The organism is Psychrobacter sp. A3 (assembly GCF_028823565.1).
Taxonomy (GTDB): Bacteria; Pseudomonadota; Gammaproteobacteria; order Pseudomonadales; family Moraxellaceae; genus Psychrobacter; species Psychrobacter celer.
This window is the reverse complement of sequence record NZ_JAPEHS010000014.1, coordinates 20544-43292: the sequence shown is the minus strand read 5'-3', so window position 1 is coordinate 43292 and position 22749 is coordinate 20544. Positions and strand designations below refer to the sequence as shown.

The 22749-nt window shown below is 47.4% G+C and carries 22 protein-coding genes; 10 read left to right on the top strand and 12 right to left on the bottom strand.

Features of this window, described 5'->3' with window-relative positions:
* Window positions 1-296 precede the first annotated feature (296 nt).
* Complete coding sequence (locus NK638_RS03915; protein ID WP_274632016.1) at window positions 297-623, top strand: beta-lactamase hydrolase domain-containing protein; 327 nt, start codon at window positions 297-299, stop codon at window positions 621-623.
* Between the two features lie 336 nt (window positions 624-959).
* The gene (locus NK638_RS03910) at window positions 960-1292 is read left to right on the top strand and encodes a TIGR01244 family sulfur transferase (RefSeq protein ID WP_100750024.1); all 333 of its coding nucleotides are present in this window, start codon (window positions 960-962) and stop codon (window positions 1290-1292) included.
* A 176-nt stretch (window positions 1293-1468) separates the two neighbouring features.
* On the opposite strand, the gene ahpF is transcribed toward NK638_RS03910, so the two are convergent.
* Entirely contained in the window at window positions 1469-3046 is a 1578-nt protein-coding gene (gene ahpF / locus NK638_RS03905) for an alkyl hydroperoxide reductase subunit F (protein ID WP_274632015.1), read from the bottom strand.
* A gap of 411 nt (window positions 3047-3457) precedes the next feature.
* Here ahpF and NK638_RS03900 point away from each other — a divergent pair, with 411 nt between their 5' ends.
* Window positions 3458-3721: a YdcH family protein gene (locus NK638_RS03900; RefSeq protein ID WP_274632014.1), complete on the top strand. Its 264-nt coding sequence runs from the start codon at window positions 3458-3460 to the stop codon at window positions 3719-3721.
* A gap of 92 nt (window positions 3722-3813) precedes the next feature.
* Here NK638_RS03900 and NK638_RS03895 read toward each other — a convergent pair whose 3' ends face one another.
* Both NK638_RS03895 and ahpC read right to left on the bottom strand, forming a co-directional pair.
* Window positions 3814-4680, bottom strand: a complete 867-nt coding sequence (locus NK638_RS03895) for a glucose 1-dehydrogenase (protein ID WP_274632013.1) — start codon at window positions 4678-4680, stop codon at window positions 3814-3816.
* A gap of 282 nt (window positions 4681-4962) precedes the next feature.
* Window positions 4963-5529 carry an alkyl hydroperoxide reductase subunit C gene (gene ahpC, locus NK638_RS03890; protein ID WP_075100409.1) on the bottom strand — a complete coding sequence of 189 codons (567 nt, stop codon included), beginning with the start codon at window positions 5527-5529 and terminating at the stop codon, window positions 4963-4965.
* Between the two features lie 293 nt (window positions 5530-5822).
* On the opposite strand from ahpC, the gene NK638_RS03885 reads away from it, so the two are divergent.
* On the top strand, window positions 5823-6731 hold the full coding sequence (locus NK638_RS03885) for a hydrogen peroxide-inducible genes activator (protein ID WP_105244112.1): 909 nt from the start codon (window positions 5823-5825) through the stop codon (window positions 6729-6731).
* A gap of 54 nt (window positions 6732-6785) precedes the next feature.
* Entirely contained in the window at window positions 6786-7454 is a 669-nt protein-coding gene (locus NK638_RS03880) for an HD domain-containing protein (RefSeq protein WP_274632012.1), read from the top strand.
* Here NK638_RS03880 and NK638_RS03875 read toward each other — a convergent pair.
* From NK638_RS03875 to NK638_RS03845, 7 genes are all read right to left on the bottom strand, one after another.
* Window positions 7435-8037 (bottom strand): methyltransferase domain-containing protein, encoded by a 603-nt coding sequence (locus tag NK638_RS03875; RefSeq protein ID WP_274632011.1) that lies wholly within the window; start codon window positions 8035-8037, stop codon window positions 7435-7437. The two genes, NK638_RS03880 and NK638_RS03875, sit on opposite strands and share 20 nt — an antisense overlap.
* Window positions 8038-8160: 123 nt before the next feature.
* Window positions 8161-8787, bottom strand: a complete 627-nt coding sequence (locus NK638_RS03870; RefSeq protein ID WP_274632010.1) for a M48 family metallopeptidase — start codon at window positions 8785-8787, stop codon at window positions 8161-8163.
* 70 nt (window positions 8788-8857) lie between these two features.
* Window positions 8858-10441 (bottom strand): DUF1513 domain-containing protein, encoded by a 1584-nt coding sequence (locus NK638_RS03865; protein WP_274632009.1) that lies wholly within the window; start codon window positions 10439-10441, stop codon window positions 8858-8860.
* A 3-nt stretch (window positions 10442-10444) separates the two neighbouring features.
* The gene (locus tag NK638_RS03860) at window positions 10445-11593 is read right to left on the bottom strand and encodes an imelysin family protein (RefSeq protein ID WP_274632008.1); all 1149 of its coding nucleotides are present in this window, start codon (window positions 11591-11593) and stop codon (window positions 10445-10447) included.
* Window positions 11594-11688: 95 nt separating this feature from the next.
* A complete protein-coding gene (locus NK638_RS03855) occupies window positions 11689-13350 on the bottom strand; it encodes a di-heme oxidoreductase family protein (protein ID WP_274632007.1) in 1662 nt (553 codons plus the stop codon).
* A 272-nt stretch (window positions 13351-13622) separates the two neighbouring features.
* Window positions 13623-15083 (bottom strand): imelysin family protein, encoded by a 1461-nt coding sequence (locus tag NK638_RS03850; protein ID WP_274632006.1) that lies wholly within the window; start codon window positions 15081-15083, stop codon window positions 13623-13625.
* A 314-nt stretch (window positions 15084-15397) separates the two neighbouring features.
* A complete protein-coding gene (locus tag NK638_RS03845) occupies window positions 15398-16054 on the bottom strand; it encodes an OmpA family protein (protein ID WP_274632005.1) in 657 nt (218 codons plus the stop codon).
* A 455-nt stretch (window positions 16055-16509) separates the two neighbouring features.
* On the opposite strand from NK638_RS03845, the gene NK638_RS03840 reads away from it, so the two are divergent.
* The 5 genes from NK638_RS03840 to minE all read left to right on the top strand — a co-directional run bounded on the left by NK638_RS03840 (window position 16510) and on the right by minE (window position 21490).
* Window positions 16510-17475 (top strand): acyltransferase, encoded by a 966-nt coding sequence (locus NK638_RS03840; protein WP_274632004.1) that lies wholly within the window; start codon window positions 16510-16512, stop codon window positions 17473-17475.
* 256 nt (window positions 17476-17731) lie between these two features.
* Window positions 17732-18829, top strand: coding sequence for a hypothetical protein (locus tag NK638_RS03835; protein WP_274632003.1), 1098 nt, complete (start codon window positions 17732-17734; stop codon window positions 18827-18829).
* 135 nt (window positions 18830-18964) lie between these two features.
* Window positions 18965-19858, top strand: a complete 894-nt coding sequence (gene minC / locus NK638_RS03830; protein ID WP_274632002.1) for a septum site-determining protein MinC — start codon at window positions 18965-18967, stop codon at window positions 19856-19858.
* Between the two features lie 523 nt (window positions 19859-20381).
* Window positions 20382-21194 (top strand): septum site-determining protein MinD, encoded by an 813-nt coding sequence (gene minD, locus NK638_RS03825; protein ID WP_192994936.1) that lies wholly within the window; start codon window positions 20382-20384, stop codon window positions 21192-21194.
* 2 nt (window positions 21195-21196) lie between these two features.
* Entirely contained in the window at window positions 21197-21490 is a 294-nt protein-coding gene (gene minE, locus NK638_RS03820) for a cell division topological specificity factor MinE (protein WP_105244123.1), read from the top strand.
* Window positions 21491-21592: 102 nt separating this feature from the next.
* Here the strand turns inward: minE and NK638_RS03815 are convergent, their stop codons facing one another.
* Together NK638_RS03815 and NK638_RS03810 are read right to left on the bottom strand one after the other, a co-directional pair.
* The gene (locus tag NK638_RS03815; RefSeq protein WP_274632001.1) at window positions 21593-22120 is read right to left on the bottom strand and encodes a cytochrome b; all 528 of its coding nucleotides are present in this window, start codon (window positions 22118-22120) and stop codon (window positions 21593-21595) included.
* 121 nt (window positions 22121-22241) lie between these two features.
* Complete coding sequence (locus tag NK638_RS03810; protein WP_274632000.1) at window positions 22242-22748, bottom strand: hypothetical protein; 507 nt, start codon at window positions 22746-22748, stop codon at window positions 22242-22244.
* Between the last annotated feature and the right edge of the window lies 1 nt (window position 22749).

Here is a 22749-nt window from a genome sequence, read left to right as displayed (position 1 = left end):
TACTTGCGTGCTGCGTTCCCAGAGGCTGCGCAAAATTCATCCCAGTAGCGCTATGGCATTTTTAGAGTGTATCGACTATACGTATGATTTTATAGTTGCAAGCTGCTGTTTGCCGCTTTGTTTTTACGACATCGCATCAATCACTGGTGTCACTGGCAATAAAATATCGTTATGATAGGATATAAAGCAGGCTGTTTTTTTGTATAGACAAATCACGGAGGGTGCCTGACGCTTTACCGTCTTATGACAGACCGACTGCCCTATCCCATTTTTCACATATTTAATCGAAGCTATTTATGACCGCTGACATAACGATTTATAAGCAAATTTATCCCAGCCAGTGTATCAAACTTGCCGAGCTGGGCTATCGCTCTGTGCTCAACATCCGCCCTGATGCAGAAGTGGAGTCACAGCCCAATAGTGGCGAGTTTGCCGATGCCACCGAGCAGGCAAACCTAAGCTATCAGCACCTGCCTTTTGATGATGAGCGTTTGAGTATGCTGACCGTCGAGCAGTTTGCCGCCCTTTATCACACGCTGCCTAAACCCATTTTGATGTTTTGTGGTACTGGAGCGCGTGCCAAGCTCTTGTATCAAAGCGCCTTGATGCAGGGTTTGTTGTAAGCATATATATAGTTATCTGAATGTAAAACTGTTATGGATTTAAACGCGCTACTGGTATAAATTTTACTTGCGTGCTGCGTTCCCAGAGGCTGCGCAAAATTCATCCCAGTAGCGCTATGACATTTTTAGAGTGTATCGACTATAGCCAAGTACCGCTGGGGTATTGCTCTGCGCTCTATGACTGTATGGCTTTATGAATACACGCTATAAGCTATAAGCTACAAACAGCCATCTCTGATTTTTGGCTGATAAGAAGCCAAGATAGAGCCCAACAGCTCTATACACGTAAAACGCTGGCGCAAAAACCAGCCCACACAACTAAAAATAGGAAGATTTATGAGTCATCAAGTTCGTATCACAGGGCAAATCACCCCTGACCAAGTCCCTATGCTCGCCGAAAATGGTTTTAAAACCATCATCAATAACCGCCCTGATGGCGAAGAGCCAGGACAGCCAACCAGCGCAGAGATTGAAGCGGCAGCGACCGAGGCAGGCTTGGCTTACAAAGAAGTGTCTTTTGCCGGTAGTGAGCTCAGCCAACACCACGTCGAAGAATTCGCAGATTTTTTTAATCAAGCTGAGCAGCCCATGCTGATCTTTTGCCGTACGGGCAACCGCTCAACCGGTATCTACGAAGCGGCCAAACGCATGGATTTGCTAGACGACTAGCCTATCATTAAGTCATGCACCCGCCAGATACCCCACGGCAATAACAATAAGTCCCTGTGCTAATGACATTAACAATGCTCAAGACGCTTGGCATAAACGATGAACCATAAAAACCCCTGAAGCCTATATAGACTTCAGGGGTGTGTTTTATAAAAGATAAGTAATTAAGTAAAAGCTTACTGCATAACCAAGTATTCAAACGCTGATAATGCTGCTTTACTACCCTCACCCATCGCGATATTGATTTGCTTAAAGGGGACTGTGGTCACGTCACCACAAGCAAAGATGCCTTTGCGGTCAGTGCGGCAGCGCTCATCAATTTCAATCTCACCAAAGCGATTTAGATCGACAAAGCCTTTGACAAAATCCGTGTTTGGCACAAGACCAATCTGAACAAACACTCCTGACAAATCGCGCTCATGGGTCTCACCGGTGCTGCGATCTTGATAAACGATAGACGTTACTTTATTGTCAGTCGCTTTGATCTCTTGAGTGGCCGCATTGGTGATAAACTCGATATTGTCTTTTTCTTTGGCTTTATTAATCAGCACCTGATCAGCTTTGAGGTCGTCTGCAAACTCAAGCACCGTCACATGATTGACAATACCCGCTAAGTCCAGTGCTGCCTCGACACCTGAGTTACCACCACCGATGACGGCGATGTCTTTACCTTTAAAGAACGGGCCATCACAGTGAGCACAGTAAGCCACGCCTTGACCGATGTTTTCTTCTTCGCCTGGCACACCAAGCTTGCGCCACTGGGCACCGGTCGCAAGGATAATGCTGCGCGTCTCAAAGCTCTCACCGGTGTTTAGATGAATGCTATAATTTTCCTCAGCCGTCTCACCGATTTCTTTGACACTGACGTGCTCTTTTAGGGTGATGTTGTACTCACGCAAGTGTTTTTCAAAGTTGGCTGACAACTCGTTACCCGTGATCAACGGTACAGAAATCAGGTTTTCGATGTCTTGCGTGTCTTTTACTTGTCCGCCAATACGGTCAGCGACCATGGTGACTTTGAGGCCTTTACGCGCGGTATAAATCGCGGCGGCAACCCCAGCAGGACCAGCACCGATGATGGTGACATCTTGCTGCTCTAATTGGTCTTCGTCAGCGCCTGCCTCTGCTAGCAAGTCAGGGAACTGCTCTTGCAGTTTTTCGATGAGCTTTGCCGTATCGATCAGACCATTGGCAAATGGCTTACCGTTTAAGAAAACCGCTGGCACGCCTTGAATATTGTTTGCCTCGACCTGCTCTTGGAACAACCCACCATCGATCATCTCGTTGCTGATATCATCGTTGAGTATCGCAAATTGGTTAAGCGCTTGCACCACTTCTGGGCAGTTGTGGCAAGACAACGAGACATAAGTCTGGAACTGCAACGGCTTATTAAAGCGTTTGATCAGTTTTTGAATACCCTCATCTAACTTCAGCGTATGACCGCCCGCTTGCAAGATTGCCAAAACCAGCGAGGTAAACTCATGGCCACCTGGGATACCGCTAAAGACGATACCCGTATCATTTAGCGCGCCATCGATATGGCTATAAATCGCAAAGCTGATCGCGCTTGGCAGGCTGTCGTCAGTGGCTTGTGCATCGAAATTGATCTTATCAGTCGTGCCTGCGATTTTACTCAAAAAATCAATCAACTCACTGCGTTTTTCGTGCTCACCGCTACCCAATACAAAGGTAATCGGACGAGTCATGTTTTCGCTATAGCTTTTGATCGCATCTAATAAATTTTGATCTATCATGTTTGTTCCCCATCATTATTGGATATGTAACGGCAACTGTCGCATTGCCTGTTCAAATACGGTTTTTTTGTGGCTGTTTCTGTTATAAAAAAGCGATTGGGCATTTGGTTTATGCCCTTTGATGTCTCTATTATCATGGGTTTAGGCATGTTGGGCAAGCTGAGAAACTCAAACCTTACGTTTTATAAAACCAATCGTAAACTATTAAACATAATCAATATTAAAACCACCCTTGGCGGATTGCCATGGTATCAAGGCGGTTTTTTCGCTACAATCAAATGTGGCGAATGGGAAGGGTTCTTATTTGTCTGCATCAACCTCAAGTCTCACCATTACAGCAATCTTCACGATCATGCGCTCATACTTGCTGGTGTTTGTGGCAAGCTGGCGCTTCATAACAAGGATGACAATATGAGAAAGACTGATACATGGCAAGATAACCGAGAGATCATCAGCGAGCTAAAACAAAAAGACAGTCACTTTGCCAGCATTTTTGATGAGCACACCATGCTGGATCAGCAAATCAATCAGCTGGAAAAAGACACAGTCAAACATGCCAGCCGCGAAGACGAAATCGAGCAAATGAAACGACGAAAGCTGCATTTAAAAGATGAGATTTATCAAATCATCGATAAAAACAAATTACAGTCTCAGGCTCAGCACCATACGCCCTAGGGCAAAAACACAGACATTTTTTAATCATATAAAACCCCCATCAATTTCTGCTGATGGGGTTTTTTTTCCATAATATAGCTAGTCAATAGTTATCAACCGCCAATGATTTCGCCGCCATTGACGTGTATCACTTGTCCTGTCACATAGCTTGCATCATCACTTGCTAAGTACAAGTAAGCAGGCGCAACCTCATTTGGCTGCCCTGCTCGTCCCATCGGCGAGCTTTGGCCAAATGTTTCAATCTCATCGGGTGTGAATGATGCGACGATAAGCGGTGTCCAAACTGGCCCCGGCGCAACACCATTGACGCGGATACCTTTATCATTACTCATCAAATTGTTGGAGAGCGCACGGGTAAAGGATAAAATAGCGCCTTTGGTTGCAGCATAGTCCATCAGATGATCGCTGCCGCGGTAGGCGGTGATGGAGGTAGTATTGATGATACTACTGCCCGCCTGCATGTGCGGCAGGGCAAATTTGCTCAGCCAAAAATGCGGATAAAAATTGGTATGAATGGTCTCATCGAGCTGCTCGGTGCTGATGTCCGTGAGCGTTTGCTGCTCGACTTGTCTGCCTGCATTATTAACCAAAACATCGATTTTGCCAAACTCTTTAACCGTTTTATCAATGAGCGCCTTACAGTTGTCTTCTTTTGACAAGTCAGAGGCAACCAATAAACAGCGGCGACCATAGGACTCAACGTGATGCTGCGTCTTTTTAGCGTCTTCATCTTCACATAGATAGCTGACCACCACATCTGCGCCTTCTTTGGCAAATAAAATCGCCACCGCTTGACCGATGCCGCTATCAGCCCCCGTCACAATCGCAACTTTGCCAGCCAGCTTGCCATCTGGATAGTCGCGCGGTAGTACCTCAGGGCTTGGATGTTGTTGTTTTTGCGAGCCGGGCAAAGACTGCTGCTGCTGAGGAAAGTCTTTATTTTCTGATTGATGACTCATGATTTTACTCCTTTATTATCATATTCATACTTATAATGGTTGTGATTAAATCATCGATGATAAAACAAGCTTTTGAATAATCCACTGCCGCTTATCGTGCAAAGCCTGTTATCAGCATAAATAACCGAAAATAGAATTTGGTAAAATCTGGTATCAACCTGTGGACGAGATGTAAAAAAAGACCCTATCAACATCTGCTGATAGGGTCTTTGTCTATGATACTGGCTCTAAACATAGTTAGTCGTCAGTGCCATAACGTTACCTAAGAGGTCAATCGACTACTTAGATTTTACCAACCAAGTCAAGGCTTGGTTTTAGCGTTGCTTGACCTTGCTCCCAAGCGGCTGGGCAAACTTCGCCGTCGTTGTCACGAACGTACTGAGCGGCTTTTACTTTGCGTACCACGTCTTTTGCGCTACGGCCGATGCCTAGGTCATGGATTTCAGCAACTTTAATGAGACCATCTGGATCAACGATGAAAGTACCACGAAGGGCAGCGTTGTCTTCTTCGATCATGATGTTAAAACCACGAGTGATTTTACCAGTGCCATCACCCAACATTGGGAAAGTGACTTTGCCAATCGCTTCTGAAGAGTCGTGCCATGCTTTGTGCACGAAATGCGTGTCAGTTGATACTGAGTACACTTCTACGCCTAAGTCTTTTAGCTCTTGGTAATGGTTTGCCATGTCTTCAAGCTCAGTTGGGCAAACAAAAGTAAAGTCGTGTGGGTAAAACATAAACACAGCCCAGCTGCCTTTTACGTCTTCTGAAGTGATGGTTTTGAACTCACCGTTTACAAACGCTTCTGTTGAGAATTCTGGGATTTCTTGATTGATAATAGCTGCCATGATTGGCTCCTTTTTTGATTACAGTGTTTTAAGTTACATTGTGATGATAGAGTTGGCTATTTTTACCAAGCCTTTAACTCTCTGGGCTACATGACAAACTATACGCGAATTTCATGGTTAATCCAGTTAAAAGTTTTTAATGTGATGTTTTGTTTTATTAAACTTGTTAAACTATTATCTCTAGTTTTTATCATCAGTGCTGTATGCGTGTATGCGGGCCTGATAGTAAGCAAGTATCCGACATCAATCATCTGACAAGATAGCATTAAAAAGCCCATAAATAGAGAGGTTTTATGATTACTTTACGTCAACTTGAGTTTGCCTTAGCCGTCGCCAAACACCGCCATTTTAAGCGCGCCGCCGAAGAATGTAATATTTCACAGTCTGCGCTGAGTCTCGGTATCGCAGAGCTCGAAAAACAGCTAGATACGCAAATATTTGAGCGTAACAATAAGCAAGTGCTGATCACCCCGATTGGGCAAGATATCTTGACACGCGCTCAGCGGGTGTTTTCTGAAGTGCGGGATTTGACCACCCGCGCCCACAGTCACAAGACCCCGCTTGCATATCCGATGACGGTCGGTATCATTCCAACGATTGCGCCGTACTTGCTGCCTAAAGTACTGCCCGCGCTGCGCGAGCATTATCCTGAGTTTCGCATGACCATCATCGAGCAGCAAACCGAGCGCCTACTCGAGCAGGTACGCTACGGCCATATCGATACTGCTATTATTGCCTTGCCTTATGCCGTCGATGGGCTACACAGTTTTGAGTTTTGGAGCGAGGACTTTTTTGCGGTATTTCCCAAAGACGATGTGCACGCCAAGCTTGATAGCATTAGCTCTGATGAGCTAGCGACCGCGAATCTGATGCTATTAGGCGAGGGTCACTGCTTAACCGATCAAACCTTATCCGTCTGTCATTTCGATCGCGCGCAGATGAAATCAAGTTTTTCTGATGCCAGTCTTAATACTTTGATTCAGATGGCACTTGCCAACATGGGAACGACGCTGGTGCCAGAGATGGCCTTAGATCAGCTGCATCTACATAACCAAAACGCGGTCGCTGTGCCACTTTCCGAGGCCGGACCGCATCGTCATATCGCCTTTGTCACGCGTTTAAACTATGCACGGGTCGATGACGTAAATCTGCTGGGTAATGTGTTTAAACAAGCATTAGAAGAAGCGGCAAACAAGTCCTAAGCTGCAGGACTTAGCCGTAATGAATAGTCATAAGCAAAGCAACTTAGGTGAGGTATGCGCCAATTTTCGCAAATAACCCTTAATTCTGGTCATTATTTTGCCCGGCACTTATCTGCGATAAATAGCGATATCAAGCCGGCGACAGTCCATGCGCTGTGGCAAGATATCGCTACTCGCTATAACGAAAATCAGCGCGCTTATCATACCTTACGCCACTTGCAGCAATTGTTTGGACAGTTTGAGCAAATCAAGCATAAGCTTAATGAGCCTCATATTATCGCATTAGCCCTGTTTTATCATGATGTGGTATACGACCCGCTGCGTACAGACAATGAGCGAAAAAGCGCCGAGTACGCAGCAGAGACGTTACGCCCGTATCTTTGCGCTGAGCAGTGCGAGCACCTCTATGCGCTGATCATGATGACGACCAACCATCAACTTACGGGGCTATCCGACCCTGACAAAATCAATGATGCCGCTTATCTATTGGATATGGATTTAAGCATTTTGGCTGCGCCTTGGCCACAGTACGAGCGCTATGCGCAAGCGGTGCGCCAAGAGTATAGCCATGTGCCATTAGCCGAATATCGTACAGGACGCATGGCGGTATTAAACAGACTATTGGCGCATCCAAAGCTTTATCTAACTTGCTATTACTATGAGCGGCTTGAGACGCCAGCACGAGCGAACATCCAACGCGAGCTTACTTTGCTTGCAGCTTAATAAATAGCTCTCTGCCTTGCCGTGCGGGATGTGAGTTATAGCAGCGCTCCATAATATCTATATCAAAATGGCTGGCAAAATGCTGCTGATACGCTTCTTTTGTACCACCAAAGGGCGGCTCATCACGGCCAAAATCGACATCAAACAACACGCCAACCAGCTTACCTTGTGGTTTGAGCAGTGAGGCCATTTTTTTGACATAATCATCGCGGCGTGAAGGGTCAATGGCACAAAAAAACGTCTGTTCAAGTACCCAATCAAACTGATACTGCGTAGGCGATAACTCAAAAAAGTCGGCGCAAACTAAATGCTTAGATGGAAAGTCAGGATAGCGCTCGGCAAAGTCATTGATGGGCGCTGGAGCAAAGTCCACCAGCGTTACATTGGTAAAGCCTTGCTCATGCAAATAGCCTACCTCGTAAGCATTCCCCGCTCCTGGCACCAAAATAGCCTGCGCCTTAGCAGATTCAGGCAACTGGTCTATATAGGCTTTGAGCGGTGGCGACACTTGTCCCATATCCCAACCGGTACTGTCTTGCTCGTAGCGCAGCTGCCAAAACTCGGCTTGACTGACATTTTCCATATTATATTTATCCTTGATTGCTTATTTTTAATAATACGTTTTGTACTGTTATAGATTATCATATCAGTATTTTAGTCAGTATTATGGTCGATATTATATTATATAGGATTGACCATACCATTCTTAATCCAACTGCCCTGTCTTGCCTGCTAGCATATCGTGCCAATACCGGTAGTCTGGCATCGCGGTCGCCACCGTTTGCCAAAACTCATGGCTATGGTTAGCATGATGCAGGTGGCACAGCTCATGGACGATGACGTATTCGGTACATTCAAGCGGATAGGCAGGCAGATACACAGACAGCCAAATACGACGCGCGCGCGTGTTGCAGCTGCCCCAGCGCGTGTGCATCTTTTTTAGGCGTATCTCATTGGCATAGGCACCGACCACAGGTTGCCACTTGTCAAACAATGACGGCATGATAGCCGCAAGCTGCTCACGGTAATAGGCCAGTTTTTTATCATGGCTGAGTGTGATAGATTGCTCGGCACCCCAAAGTAAAATAGGGCTGTCGGCCGTTGAAGCGTCCGCTAAAGGACGATGTTTACGCTGGTGCTGCTCTAAGACTTGTGCATGATTGTCGATTGCCCAAGACACACGCTTGGCAATGGCTTGCTCGATCTGCGCGGTACTGATAAAAGCCGGTGCGGAGACCATCAGTGTGTAGGGCTTTAAGCGAAAATTGATGTTTTTGACGCGCTTTTTATGGACTTGCAGCTCTATCCCTGCCTGCGCAAGATGTTGTCTCACCGCATGTAAACTGATGGCCTATCTCCTTACATACTTATATTCTTGCTTTGTTATTTAGCACTTATCGCCGTTATAGCGCTTGCAAATGATTGTCAAAAGACATTTTATGCCACTTGCTATCGCTCCTCACTTGCCAAGCGGTATCTAGCGATGTGTTGGCTGCTGACGCCGCTGTCGGTGCCGACTTCACCTCCAATGTCGTTAGCCGCCCTTGCCCATCACTCACGATAAAACCTGCTTTTTTCTCATCAGCCAACACCGATGCGCCCGCACAATCTGGCAAACTGACATCATCGATCATTTGCTGCGTATTTAGATCATAAATCGCCGCACAGCCGCCAATTGGGGTGGTGACGCATAGTAAATCATGCACACTATCGACGGCGACGCTGGCGATATACTGATGAAAGCGCTGCCACTCATCATTAGGCATGGTGAGCGGCTCGAAGTCAGCATCGCCGCGCTGATGCGTCAGTACCAAGGGCACATTGATATGCTTATCTCCTTGAAACTGAATACCAATCATCACCCGGCCATCGTCATGCATGGCGAGATGACGCACGCTCATCTGGTTGTGCGCTGGGACGACCTGCTCCAGCAACGCGCCCGTATGACGATTGAGATACACCAATGACGGCTGCATGCTGTCTAGATTTAGCTCCTCGCGCGAGGCCTGCTCGGTTTTGATACCGCCATTGGCGATCACCAGTGTGTCGCCGTCAGGATGCATCACCAGCTCATGCGGGCCGATACCAAAAGCATCAAATTCTGCGATTTTCTGATAGTCATCAGTCGCATCATAGACACCGATTTTGCCATCGAGGCTCACCGTATCGTTTTCGGTCACATACAAACGCTGGGCATCTAAGCTATAGCAGGCATGACCATAAAAATGTCGATAGTTTGCCGCTTGAATAGCTGTCTTGACCTGCCCTGTGGCAGTATCAAGCACCCAAAACCTCTCACTAGGGCGACGCCCCATCACCACGACATCACGGCGCTGCTGATGATTGGTTTTATGGTATTGCATATCGTACTGAGTATCTGTATCAAGCACTCCATCGACAGACGGCTGTACGACGATATCATGGACACGCTCAGGCATGGTGGTCTGCCAAACGATCTGTCTATCAGCGTCAATACCGACGACGCCAAAGTCATTGTCAGACTGTCCATCAGTGTGGTCAGTGGCAGTAAGATTTTTTGGCATAGATGCCACCCCACTTACCCAGCACACGGGGCGTGCCATCATGGTGGTGGTATGCACAGCAGCCAAATCAGATATAGCGTTGTTATCAGTGTTATCTGAATAAGGCTGCTGATAGGCTCGCTGCCATGTCACTGCCGCCTGCTGGCAAGCATGGCAAAAGCGTGCTAGCTTTGACCACTTAGGCTGCCCTGACGGCTGTGGCTCTGAGCTACTGCTCAGCTGCCATGTCTGCCACTGCGCACGGACACCGATCACGTAATCTTGCAAGCTTGCATCGGGCTGCCGGCGTTTACGATAATGATGATGGACAGCGACCAGCGCCGCCGTACCTGTGACGCTAGCGAGCGTCGTCATGACAGCGGACGTCAGTCGCTCGCGGCGAGACTGATTGCTATTTTTCGATAGTAAATCTCGGTTATGGGTATCGTCGTTACGCTTACGCATTATTTAATCGCCATCGGTACTATTAAAGCCCACACGGATACCGAGTGCCGGTATCAGCTGGCGCTTGATAATACGAGTAATGGTGGTCAGATGGTCATACAATTCTTGCTGCGTTGCTTTATCAGCCGTGGCGATATCTTCTGGCATCTGCGCCAATAGCGTGGTGGCATCTGCTAAGGCAGTCGATAGCGTATCAGCGACGTTGTTTTCATTATTACTGCCGAGGATTGCCGTCAGGACAGGGTCGGTCAGCGCCTCATTTAACGTGGCTAATTTGGCATTGATAATGGCGCGGCTTTGGCCAGCGGTGGCGGCTGGCACATGACCTTTGGCTTTGCCGGTCAGTCCCAAAGGCTGGTCAATGGCGTTAGATTTCATGGTCTCAACCAATGACAATAACGAATTGAACCATTGATTTAGGCCCTGATCGCTATCAGCTGTTTTATCAATCGCCAACAGCGTTGTCGCATTTTTTTGCCAGTCTTTTTCGATGTTTTGTAGGCGCGTACTCAAGGCATCACTGGCGCTTAGCACATAAGCACACTGCCCCGCATCCAAGCGATCATTGGCGTACAGGGCTTCTTCTAGTCCTGGCACCCCTTGCACGATAGCACTCTCATCAGCGAGCTGCTCTGCGGTGAGCTTTGGATTGGCTGCGATCAAATCAGCCACACCGCTATGCACCAGCCTGCGCTCATCAGGATAGTAGTTGATATATAGGTTGCTCATGCTAGCGGTGGCAGGCCCAAAGTTGATCATCTCAGCGCGCGCCCACGCTTGTGCCAGCACCAGCCACTGATCCCGCAGCGCTTGCAGCTCATCACCGCTGACTACGTCTGACTGACAGTGCTTTTGTGCCAGCTTATGCAGCAGCTCACTTTGACGCGCCGCATCGGCATAGGCAGGAATGACGAGGTCATCTGCCACATGGGTCAGATAGGTCTTTTCTGTCTCAGCGCTGATATCGACAGCAGCGATACGCTCTGTACTGTCATTTTTGTCATCTACAGAAGGCGTAGCAGCGCTATCTTGCGCGACTTCTTGACCCTCAGAGTCTGGCGCTTTGTTTTCATCTGCAGGTTTGACGCAGCTGATCAGCAGGCCCGCACTCAAAGCAGACAGTGCCATTGCTACAGCAGGGTTTATTTTCATAAGTTTCTCGGTATTTGTATGAGTGGTTTTATCAATTGTTTATTGGTCGTTTGCTAAGAGCGCACCCTTTGCCCACACGCCTTTGGTCAAGCAATTTATAGCGACTGCAAGAACGCTGTCAATTCAGCTCGTCCTTGCTTATCTAACTGTAGGACTTTTTGTTTTTGTTTTTCGGCCTCGCCGCCGTGCCATAGTACTGCTTCCATCAAGGTGCGTGCACGGCCATCATGCAAAAACGTCGCTTGTGGATCAACCGTTTGGGCAAGACCAATACCCCATAAAGCCGGCGTTCGCCACTCATAAGAGTTGGCCAAAAACTCTACTTGCGCGTCTTTGGGCGGCAGCTTACCAGCAATCGTCCGATCGGCAAGCTCGTCGCCCATATCATGCAACAGCAAATCAGTATAAGGATAAATCACTTGTCCGTGCTGCTCAAGATGGTCATCGTCGGTTTTTGGCAACTGATAGCGCGGGGTATGACAGCTTTGGCAGCCCATATCATAAAAGCGTTTTTTGCCAGCAAGTACCAGCTTATCCTCGGCATTGCGGCGATGCGGGACGGCCAGATTGCGTGTATAAAACTCCACAAACTTGGCCACCTCGTCATTGACTTCCACCGGCGGCTTACCACCGCCTTGCTCATCAGCGCCCGTGGTTGCATTGACACACGCCGTTTGCGCAGGCATGCAGGACTCATGAGGACGGATATTTGAGGTCAGCCCCATGTCTTCATTAAAAGCACTTTGGTTCTGTGTCAAAAGCTTGGTTTGTCCTGCTTTCCAGCCAAAGCGTCCCAACGCGGTTTTGCCCGTCTGTGGATCCATGACCCAGTTAAACTTGCCACTGATATTTGCGCTGTCATTATCGACGGCTTGTTTCTTGATATCGTCATCAGGTATTTGTTCCAACAGTCCAAGCCCAATCATCGGCAAGGCCACGCGCGGCGATACCATCACCTCATCATCAAACGCCCCATAGCCTGGGTTGGTCAGATGAAAGGTGGGCGCGCGCAGGGTTTCGACGTGACCATCAGCGAAAGTGACGGGCTTGTCTGTCCACTGCACCGCGATTCTTGCTTCAGCAGGCACGCCCTGAATACCGCGATCTTGTAGCTGGCCGCCATACATCGGATGCACGACTTTTTCGATCAGCGAGTTTTGCAGCTGCGCTCGCTCCTCATCGGTGGTCGCTGGCATCGCCAAACGAATCAGCAAGCTATCGGCATCGTCCTCACTACTCATCGGTGCGTGGCCACGGCCATCCTTGACATGACAAGACTGACAAGCCGCGACGTTAAACAATGCTCCCAGGCCATCACGGCTATCGGTACTGGCAGGTGCGACCACCCACGGCTGACGAAAAAACGCATTACCAATAAAAAAACTGCCCTTACGCGAGGCGGACAGATTGGATGAGGGTTTGGAGTAACTCTCGCTACTGGTAATGCTAATGCCCGTGTCGCCGCCTTGTTTGATCTCTTGCGGGTCAAATGTCACCAGCTGCTGCATTGGCACGCCAGCCAGCGCTTCCACGGTTTGCGTACGTTTAGGCGTCAAAGCGGACGCGCCTTCGCCACTTGCAACGGCAGTGTCATTGGTATTTTTATTGGTCGATGCGCTGTCTGACGTGCTATCCGTGGGCTGACAAGCGCTGATGGCGATTGCACCTGCGACGGTGAGCGCAAGTTTCAACGATGTACCTTGTAAGCTTGAAGAAAAGAAAGGGAAAGCAGAGGGTTTGGCAGGAATGACGCTCATAGGTGTTGCCTTAGTTCTCAAGTAGAACCATTAAAATGGCTGGCTATAACAGTATTTTTTCTTATCAATATAACGGTATAAAAATACATCGACGCTATAAGTCAACGTCTGACCTATTTTATTGCACGTAAAAATACGTTGCTAACGGTCGTTAACAACGCATGTATTATATATAACTTGTCCTTTTACAAACATATCTTCCGTCAGCTTTTCATGACTTGTAAAACATAATCGACATCATGAAATTATTCTATGTGAGAGAAGTCAATCGCTTAAAACTGTGAGCCAGCGTCCGCGTCTAAGTTATCGATACCGACTGCTTTTGCCGCATTTTCGATACCATCTGTTAGCGCTTGCAGACTTGTGATACCCGCCTCGATCCAGCCGCGGCGTTTGTTTTGCTCTTCTGCTGAGATGTCATGCTTGCTCGCTTGACCGACCGTTGCAATCATCTGATCGACCTTGATGCCTTCTTTTTCGCCTTTTTCTACGATGACATTAAAGGCGTCTTCGACCTTTTTAAAGTCAGCAGTCAGCTTATCAGCTGCTTCTTGATGACCACTATCGATCAGATAGTTTTTGACACCGTAGCCACCGATGGTTTTGCCAGCGACAGTCTTATAGCTGCCATTAAAGACGTTTTGGATGCCGCGTGCGTTATTGGCATAGCTTAGGTGAGTTAAGTCACTAAAGCACTCGTGCTCATCTTCAGTAGAGCCCGTCACAAACGCGACCTGCATACGCTCAGAGGCCAGCTCACCTAAGGCCAAGCTGCCCATTTGATACATGATTTGACGTAGGCCATTGTCGTATTTACGCGCCATCAGATCGCTACGTAGAGTGTTTTCGCTCTCAGGCTGCCACTCGGCTTCCATCGCTGTGAGGTCATCTACCAGCAACTGCGCTGCCGCTTTTAAGAACTCGCCGCGACGCTCACAGATACTGACGTCTTCATTGACTGTATCACCGCTGGTACATTGTCCAGCTTCGGTGACATAGTCAGTCACAGGGCGCTCGCCTGCCCCTGCGCTGACGCCGTTGGTGTCTTGACCCCATAGCATAAACTCAATCGCATGATAGCCTGTGGTGACATTGGCTTCACTACCGCCGATCTCATTCATATCTGCCAGTAACTCAGGTGTAATATTGCTGGTATCTTGTTTGATACTACCGACCGTGATGCTGTCGCTATTGATGATATTGTCTTGGCTGTTGTACTCGCCTTCGTAGCTATCGCTGACATAGTCGATCAAAGCTTCATCAAGTGGCCACGCATTGACCTGACCTTCCCAGCCATCGACACTACCGATGGCGCGCTTATCATTGGCCGTCACAAACCCTTCATCAAAACGGAAAACCTCTGTCTGAGAGTATGGCTGACGCGCCGTTTTGTAAGCTGCTTTTGCCGCCTCTAGATTGGCTTCAGTGGGCGTCTCTACATAGGTCTCTACCGCCTTTTGTAGCGCTTTAGCCGTTTCAAGTGAGTCTTTGTAGGCAGCATGAGCCATATTGGCATAGCTGATTACCAATCTGTCAGTATGTGCCTGATCGGTCGCCGATAGCTCGCCGCTGTCCACTGACTCTGCGCTTTGTACTTCTGTTTGACTCTCTGCACTTGTCTCGGCATTTTCGTCGGTTTGTTTGGTGCAACCCGACACCATTAATAACCCTGTCAGCGCAGCAGCCAAAGCGGTGGGGAAAATCTTACGGCTCGTTCCTGTGGTAATCGTCATACACATCCTCAAAGATATTACAAAAGAAAAAATCGTCGTCAGTGCCACAGCGCGTACTGACTTTATCTATATATCATAATGTAGATAAAGTCAGTATCGGTTATTGCGCTTATGTTACGGCATTTATCCAAAACCTCTATGAATTATAGGTTTATTGATAATCATTATCAATATTTAATTTTACATCAGCATTCACGGCGATAGTGATAGTCTGATTTTATGCATAATATGCATAAAAAAAGCCAGCAATTCGCTGACTCTTTTATGATCGATCTACTTATTATAACTATTTTACTTATCGATAGAACGATAAATTAGTTAACGCTCTGTGGCGAGTTGATGGTCAACTCAACGCGGCGGTTTTGCTGGCGACCATAGTCAGTGCTGTTGTCCGCAACTGGGCGAGACTCGCCGTAAGCCACTACATTGATACGATTGGCAGACACACCGCGTGCTGTTAGGTAGTTGGCTACTGAATAAGCGCGGTCACGTGATAGACCCATGTTATAAGAAGCTGAACCGCGGCTGTCTGTATGACCTGCAATGTTTACCGTGGTCTTGTTATACTGGTTCATGGTCGAGGCCAGCTTATCAAGCGTTGGCTTGAAAGATGAGCTTAGGGTCGCATCATCAAAAGCAAAGGTAATGTTGCCTGGCATGACTAGATCAATGTCACCTGTCGTTGGGTTCTGCTCAACCGTCACGCCAGTGCCTGCCATTTGCTGTTCAAGCTGCTTGGCCTGACGCTCCATGTAGTAACCGACGCCAGCGCCTAGTGCTGCACCGATAGCAGCATCGCGACCTGTCTTTTCGCCGCCTGTTGCTTTAGAAATTACCGCGCCGCCTGCTGCACCTGCTAGAGTACCTAAAGCAGTTTTATTTAGACGCTGCTGTCCGGTGTTTGGATCAGTAGTACAGCCGCTTAAAGCTAGACCTGATGCTACTGCTGCAATCATAAGTTGGTTACGCATAATATTTCCTCTTAAATTTAAACCAGTAAAATGACAAATAAATTGTGCTTTTTATAAAGATTTTTCCATTAATCTCATTTAGGTGCTTGTATACACTCATCATTATTATGGCAATTACAATCTTATTATGTGTAATATTTTGTCACACCTATGTATGAAAAGTGCAGAATATACTATTAAAAAAGACAGGACTTTGTGCGGTTTTCTTCTGCTACGATATCTTTTACTCATGAGCCCTGATAATCATAAAAAGATTCTTTACCCACAAAATCACTCGCTCTCACGCCGACTATCAGTCTCATCTCAAAACTTGTTATCGTAAGTCACGTTTACACTCGTACACTATGAGTGCTTTCTGCTAAAATCACTTCGTATATGAACTTACTTCACCATACCTTTTGTCTTAAGCGGTGGACCATAAATATTCCAACAATACCGATTGAAAAGGATTTAGCATGCGACTGACATCTACTATCAAAAAAATACATAAGCGCAGCCCAAAGCTCGGAAAAGCGGTCTCGCTTGCGACGGCGACAGGCGTCATTGCAGCCAACAGCTTCGTTGGTAGTATTCCTTTATGGTTAATGGGCGTGGGCAAAATCATCACCGGCGCGCCGATCGCCGATAAAACCGTCATCAAAATCACCAACCACTGGATCAGTAGCAATAATGCCTTGATTGATAACATGTTGCCGCGTAAGGACTGGCGGATCAGCCTGCCCGACGACGTCAATACTGAGGGCAAATATCTGCTCATTAGCAACCATCAGTCTTGGGTCGATACCAGCATTGTCCAATATATCAGCGAAAAACGCTTGCCGCTCACACGGTTTTTTACCAAGTTTGAGCTGATTTATATCCCAATCGTGGGTCAGGCGTTTTACTTTTTAGACTTCCCAATGATGCGCCGACACTCAAAAGAAGCAGTGGCAAAAAACCCTGCCCTAAAAGGCCAAGATATCGAGGAAGCCAAACGTGCCTGCGCGTTGTTAAAAGACAAGCCCTTCACGTTGTTAAATTACCTAGAGGGCACACGCTTTACCCAAGCCAAACACGAACAGCAAAAATCTCCTTATACACATTTGCTCAAACCACGCGCCGGCGGACTCTCTTTAGCCATCAATGCACTGGGCAGTGAGATGGATGGCCTGCTGGATATGACCATCGTGTATCCTGATGGCGTCCCTACCTACACCGATCTGTGGAAAGGCAATATCAAACGCTTAGGCGTTGACGTCAGATACCTAGACATCCCAGCTGAGCTGTTTGCTGGGATTAAACGCGGCGGCTACGAAAACGATGAGCAAGTAAAAGCACAAATGTTTGCGTGGATTAAGCAAGTTTGGCGCGACAAAGATCAGCGCATCAGCGACATGTTAGCAGATTTTGAGCACAACCCTGCCGCTGACCATACTTCATAATACTTGAATGCTGCATGATGGCTAAATAGCAGCCAAATCACTGGTGGCTGGTCTTGCGCGGCGAGCCACGCTATCGGCATTCACGTATCATTTTTATTGCAAGCGACCGATATCATAAAAGATGGGTTGTTTTTTAGTCCTATTCATTGATAATGTGAGTCATGATCCGCTGATGGTGAAGATGTATTTATCGTACGCCGTCTATCTCACCTATGCTTTGTACCATTTATCATTTTATCATTAATAAGGTCTGACTGTGCCCGCCTCATCTACTCCTAGCTCGCAGCTGAACACAGCCTCTGTGCCCAATCAGTCGACTCGGCTACCTGATCATCCGCCGCCCAGTCGCCCCAATCGGCCAAAGCCAAACCGCGCAAAGCTGGCTTATGACATTGTGATGATCGTGGCCATCAGTATTGATCTGTTGTTGATCAGTATCGATGCGATTTTGATGAGCAATTTTAGCAGTCATGTCGCAGAGTGGCTGCGCATCAGTGAGGCGCTGCTTTGGTATCAAAACACCTTACACGACCCCTTGCGTACCGCTGGTGGGTTTTTTACGATATTTTTGATCGCAGAGCTGTTGCTACGCTGGGCAATTGCAATCAAAGACAATGTATATTATCGCTGGTTCTTTTTTCCTTTTGTGCATTGGTATGAAGTGCTTGGCTGTTTTCCGCAGCTGCGCGCGCTGCGCTTGTTTCGTGCTGTCATCATTGGCCGCCGTCTGTATCAGCTTGGCTATCAAGTACTGCCGCAGCCTTGGATCAATCGCATCAAGTTTTATATTGACCTCTTATTAGAAGAGCTGTCTGATCGCGTGATACTGACCACCATCCAAAACTTTCGGCAGCAGCTGACCAATCCTGAAACACACAAATCCTTTATCGAGTCCACGATAGCGCGCAATCGTCGTGAGATAGAAGCTGCGGTACTCTCCGTCCTGCGCACAGAGCTGGTGCCCAAACTACAGGCACTGACTGCAGCCTCAGGCGGCGGCAGCATACTCGCCCGTGAGATGGGCGGTGCTATCGAAGAAGGCTTGGCCAATACGCCTGAGCTGCGTCGTTATCTGCGCATGATACCCATCGCTGGTAGCCTGATTGAGTCGCAGCTACAGCATGTCGGGCACAATATTGGGGAAAACGTCGTGTACGCTCTCAATAAACGTCTGCTAGACCCTGAACGCTTAGATGAGTTGATGGTGGCCATTGCCAGTGGTATTGCGCAAATAGACACCGACAACAGCGCACTGGACACTTTAGTCTCTAGTATTATCGACGACAGTTTGACGGAGTTTGAAGCACAGGTAAAAGTCCAGCAGTGGAAACATCAAGACATGCTCAACCTTTGAGCGATACATTTGACCATCAACCCAATGCCAGATAAAGACTGGTATCACACAGCATCACTGAGTCATACAGCGTATGACACGACAATACATAGTACGGTAAAGACAGCGACAAGATTATTTCTTGAGGATTGATATATGACAGTTTTAGATAATGGCACCCAAGGCGCAAGCGCCGCACCAGCGTTGGCGTTTTATGGCAAGATGCTGACCTTTTCGCGTTTGCAGTTTGGCACAGATGATCTCAGTGCTATCGAAGCTCAGCTTGCAGCCACACTCAGCGGTAAATCGAGCAATATCCCAGTCCTTATCGATAGCGAGGTCGAGCAGGATCTCTCTGCTTTGGTAGAGCTGCTATGGTCGTGGGGACTACAGCCCATCGGTGTCGTCACAGGTTTGCTGGATGCACAGGCGCGTGAGCTGCGTTTGGCCATTTTTCCTGCTGATGGCAAGCGTATTGAGCGCATCTTACCGACCAAAAAACCAGCGACCCAGCGTCAGCAAGTCACCGCAAACCAACCTGCTGAATCAAGCGCGGCCAGCAGTCCAGAAGATAACGCCGCGACAGATAGCACCGCTACCACTGAGACAACGCTCGCTGATGTTGCCGCTGAGACATTGGTCAGCGCTACCGCTACCACTGAGACAACGCTCGCTGATGTTGCCGCTGAGACATTGGTCAGCGCTGAGCAAATCACCAGCCTTATTTATGACCAAATGCTACGCTCAGGCCAAAGCCTCAATCATGTGGGCGGCGATTTGATTTTGACCAATAGCGTCAATAGCGGCGCTGAAGCCATCACTGACAACAGCCTACACGTATATGGGCGTGCGCAAGGCCGTCTGGTAGCAGGTGCCACCGGCGACAAAGACGCGCGTATCTTCTGTCAAGTCTTTAACCCCTCATTGGTATCGGTCGCTGGCACTTACTGCCTGCGCGACAACCTACCTGAGCACGTGATCGACAAATCAGTACAAGTGCGGTTTGTCGAAGGAGAAGGTTTAGTATTTACAGTCATGGATGATGTATAGCGCTAGTAGACAAAAGTGCCAGCCGCAATACCAGCAGCTCTGGCTTGTAAGCGTCTGCGCAAATAAAAACATGGCTGGCGACAAATAATGCTACGATATGGGCAGTCTCACTATAGATAATGACCGCTTTAATAGTACTGTAAGTTTATTTAACAAAACTGCTCTATGATGAATTGCTGGCTCTGCCACTATTTACCCTATTCATCAGCGCTCGTTATATCATCTGTTAAGGCGTTTATGTTGCGCCGGTCTATAGGCTATAGAGAGGTGCCATAGCACGAGTCATACTGGTATTGGTATTGGTATTGAACTCGGTATCGTCGTTTAGATATAAATACACTGGCATCTGATGGTGTGCAGGGCGACTGATACAGATTGTTTACTGCCGTATAGACCTGCTATAAATTTTTGTTTATTTATGCTAGGCTACTTTCGCAGGTAGTGCTTATATTTACAGTGAACGATATAAGCGTGCGCTATTTTTTATAATAGATATCCCATTGATTCATAGGAGTGTGCCATTGTGGCGAAGATAGTTGTCATCACTTCAGGTAAAGGCGGCGTGGGCAAAACCACGACAAGTGCCTCTTTTGCCGCCGGTTTAGCATTGCGTGGTTATAAGACGGTCGTTATCGATTTTGATGTGGGTCTACGTAATCTAGACTTAATCATGGGTTGCGAAAATCGAATCGTGTACGACTTTGTCGATGTGATCAACGGCAATGCTCGTTTGTCGCAAGCGCTTGTCAAAGACAAACAGCTTGAAAACTTGTATATCCTTCCTGCCAGTCAAACGCGTGATAAAGACGCTCTGACAGATGAGGGCGTGAGCGAGGTCATGTCTGAGCTGTCTAAGCAGTTTGACTATATCATCTGCGACTCGCCTGCTGGTATCGAGCGCGGCGCGCAGCTGGCCATGTATCATGCTGATGAAGCCATCATCGTCACCAACCCTGAGATTTCCTCGGTTCGTGACTCAGATCGCATTATTGGTATTTTGCAAAGCCAAACAAAAAAAGTTGCAGAAAACCAAGGCTCCGTCCGTGAGCATTTGGTCATCACGCGCTACAATCCTGAACGTGCAGCAGCAAATGAGATGATGGACATTAACACCATCTCTAATGATATTTTAAAAGTGCCATTGCTCGGTGTGGTGCCCGAAAGCCACTCCGTCTTGGAAGCCTCTAACCATGGTGAGCCTGTGATTCATTATGGCGATTCGGTTGCTGGTCAATGTTATGATGACATCGTTGCCCGCTTTTTGGGTGAAGAGCGTCCGCTGCGTCATATCGATGTGAAGAAAAAGAGTCTACTACAGCGCTGGTTTGGGAGTTAATAATGAGTAAGAAAAAAGGATTTTGGAGTAGCCTATTTGGTACTGATGACAGCAGTAGTGCTGGTAGCGCCAACCTAGCCACTGAGCGTCTTAAGGTCATCGTTGCAAGCGAAAACCGCCTAAATAGTCGTCTCACCGCCGATCGCATCGAAAAAATGAAGCGTGAAATACTAGAGGTTGTCAATAAATACGTCAATGGTGTACAGATTGATGATGTCAATATCAATCATCGCTCCGAAGACAGCTTAGACGTCTTAGAAATGAACATCAATTTGCCTGAGCACAAAAAAAGATAAGTCTAGCAGTACAGCGCCTCTTATCAGCGATTTTGTGACGCATACGAAAAAGCCCTAAGCATCTTACTTAGGGCTTTTCTATGTGGCAATCTGTCAGTACGCTTATTTCATACGAGCGAGCAGGTTGTCTTTTTTGACAAACTGATGATACAACACTGCAGCGATATGTAGCAATGTAAAGCCGATAATCATCGGCCAAATGATATCGGTATGCATGTCATTAAAAAAACGCGCCAAGCTTCTATCTGGTGTGACAAATACTGGAATCTGAAACAAACCAAAAATATCTACCGGTCTGCCACCATATACAGACATCAACAAACCCGCCAACGGCATCGCGATCAATGTAGCATACAAGGCAAAGTGCGACAGTTTAGAGACCCACAACTGCCAAGCTGGCATGGGCAGTGCTGACGGCGCTTTGGTAAAAACACGGTTAATCACCCGCGCGATCATCCAAAACAATAAACTGATCCCAAACGCCTTATGCAAGCCGATATAAAGATTGCTATCGAGGTTTTCGTGTAACAATATCAGAATCCAAGTGACTAGCAACAAAACCGCACTAATCCAATGAAACACGCGACTAGTGACTGACCACTTGGACATATTTGACTGTGTGTTATTCATGAGCTGCTCTATTATCCTTATCGCTATTTATGACAGTGATTGGTTGGCAATGCACACAAGGAAAATGAATAGCCGTAGGTTTGTATCTATTTTAAAACAGATTAACGATACCAACCGAACGCTAGCTGTCCATCTCAACCAACTGATGCGCGATTTTTTCTAAATCAGGCACCACATAAACGGTGTCCTCAATCATCACCGTTTGAAAAAGGTAGGATAGCATACCCTCTGCCGTAAAGCGTCCCTCAGCGGTAGTTTTATCCGTGCTGTCAGAGTCGGCAAAATACGCCTGCCTATCTGTATCTTTCACATCAGAGATACCCACTTGGCGCTGATACAATTGACCTGACGTCTGGAGCACCATGCGGTGCTCTATGGTGTTACCTTCTAGTATAATCATCTTATCAGGCGTTTGTTCTTGCGTGAGCAGATCAAACACAGGCAATACTTGCTGCTGCCAATGATAGCTGGAGGCTCGCTTATGAGTGTCCTCAATGCTCAAAATCAGACCGCTTGGAATAATCCAATCAGGCTGATTAAAAGCGGGAATAAAAGTGACATCCAGCATACCGTGGTTTGTGGTCAGCAAGCTGACTGCTTCAAACGAGTGTCGTAAAATTTGTTTCATA

Excerpts from the sequence above, each read along its gene's own strand:
- NK638_RS03915 (WP_274632016.1), top strand. The coding sequence starts at position 297 with ATGACCGCTGACATAACGATTTATAAGCAAATTTATCCCAGCCAGTGT.
- NK638_RS03910 (WP_100750024.1), top strand. The coding sequence starts at position 960 with ATGAGTCATCAAGTTCGTATCACAGGGCAAATCACCCCTGACCAAGTC.
- ahpF (WP_274632015.1), bottom strand. The coding sequence starts at position 3,046 with ATGATAGATCAAAATTTATTAGATGCGATCAAAAGCTATAGCGAAAAC.
- NK638_RS03900 (WP_274632014.1), top strand. The coding sequence starts at position 3,458 with ATGAGAAAGACTGATACATGGCAAGATAACCGAGAGATCATCAGCGAG.
- NK638_RS03895 (WP_274632013.1), bottom strand. The coding sequence starts at position 4,680 with ATGAGTCATCAATCAGAAAATAAAGACTTTCCTCAGCAGCAGCAGTCT.
- ahpC (WP_075100409.1), bottom strand. The coding sequence starts at position 5,529 with ATGGCAGCTATTATCAATCAAGAAATCCCAGAATTCTCAACAGAAGCG.
- NK638_RS03885 (WP_105244112.1), top strand. The coding sequence starts at position 5,823 with ATGATTACTTTACGTCAACTTGAGTTTGCCTTAGCCGTCGCCAAACAC.
- NK638_RS03880 (WP_274632012.1), top strand. The coding sequence starts at position 6,786 with ATGCGCCAATTTTCGCAAATAACCCTTAATTCTGGTCATTATTTTGCC.
- NK638_RS03875 (WP_274632011.1), bottom strand. The coding sequence starts at position 8,037 with ATGGAAAATGTCAGTCAAGCCGAGTTTTGGCAGCTGCGCTACGAGCAA.
- NK638_RS03865 (WP_274632009.1), bottom strand. The coding sequence starts at position 10,441 with ATGCGTAAGCGTAACGACGATACCCATAACCGAGATTTACTATCGAAA.
- NK638_RS03860 (WP_274632008.1), bottom strand. The coding sequence starts at position 11,593 with ATGAAAATAAACCCTGCTGTAGCAATGGCACTGTCTGCTTTGAGTGCG.
- NK638_RS03855 (WP_274632007.1), bottom strand. The coding sequence starts at position 13,350 with ATGAGCGTCATTCCTGCCAAACCCTCTGCTTTCCCTTTCTTTTCTTCA.
- NK638_RS03850 (WP_274632006.1), bottom strand. The coding sequence starts at position 15,083 with ATGACGATTACCACAGGAACGAGCCGTAAGATTTTCCCCACCGCTTTG.
- NK638_RS03845 (WP_274632005.1), bottom strand. The coding sequence starts at position 16,054 with ATGCGTAACCAACTTATGATTGCAGCAGTAGCATCAGGTCTAGCTTTA.
- NK638_RS03840 (WP_274632004.1), top strand. The coding sequence starts at position 16,510 with ATGCGACTGACATCTACTATCAAAAAAATACATAAGCGCAGCCCAAAG.
- minC (WP_274632002.1), top strand. The coding sequence starts at position 18,965 with ATGACAGTTTTAGATAATGGCACCCAAGGCGCAAGCGCCGCACCAGCG.
- minE (WP_105244123.1), top strand. The coding sequence starts at position 21,197 with ATGAGTAAGAAAAAAGGATTTTGGAGTAGCCTATTTGGTACTGATGAC.
- NK638_RS03815 (WP_274632001.1), bottom strand. The coding sequence starts at position 22,120 with ATGAATAACACACAGTCAAATATGTCCAAGTGGTCAGTCACTAGTCGC.
- NK638_RS03810 (WP_274632000.1), bottom strand. The coding sequence starts at position 22,748 with ATGAAACAAATTTTACGACACTCGTTTGAAGCAGTCAGCTTGCTGACC.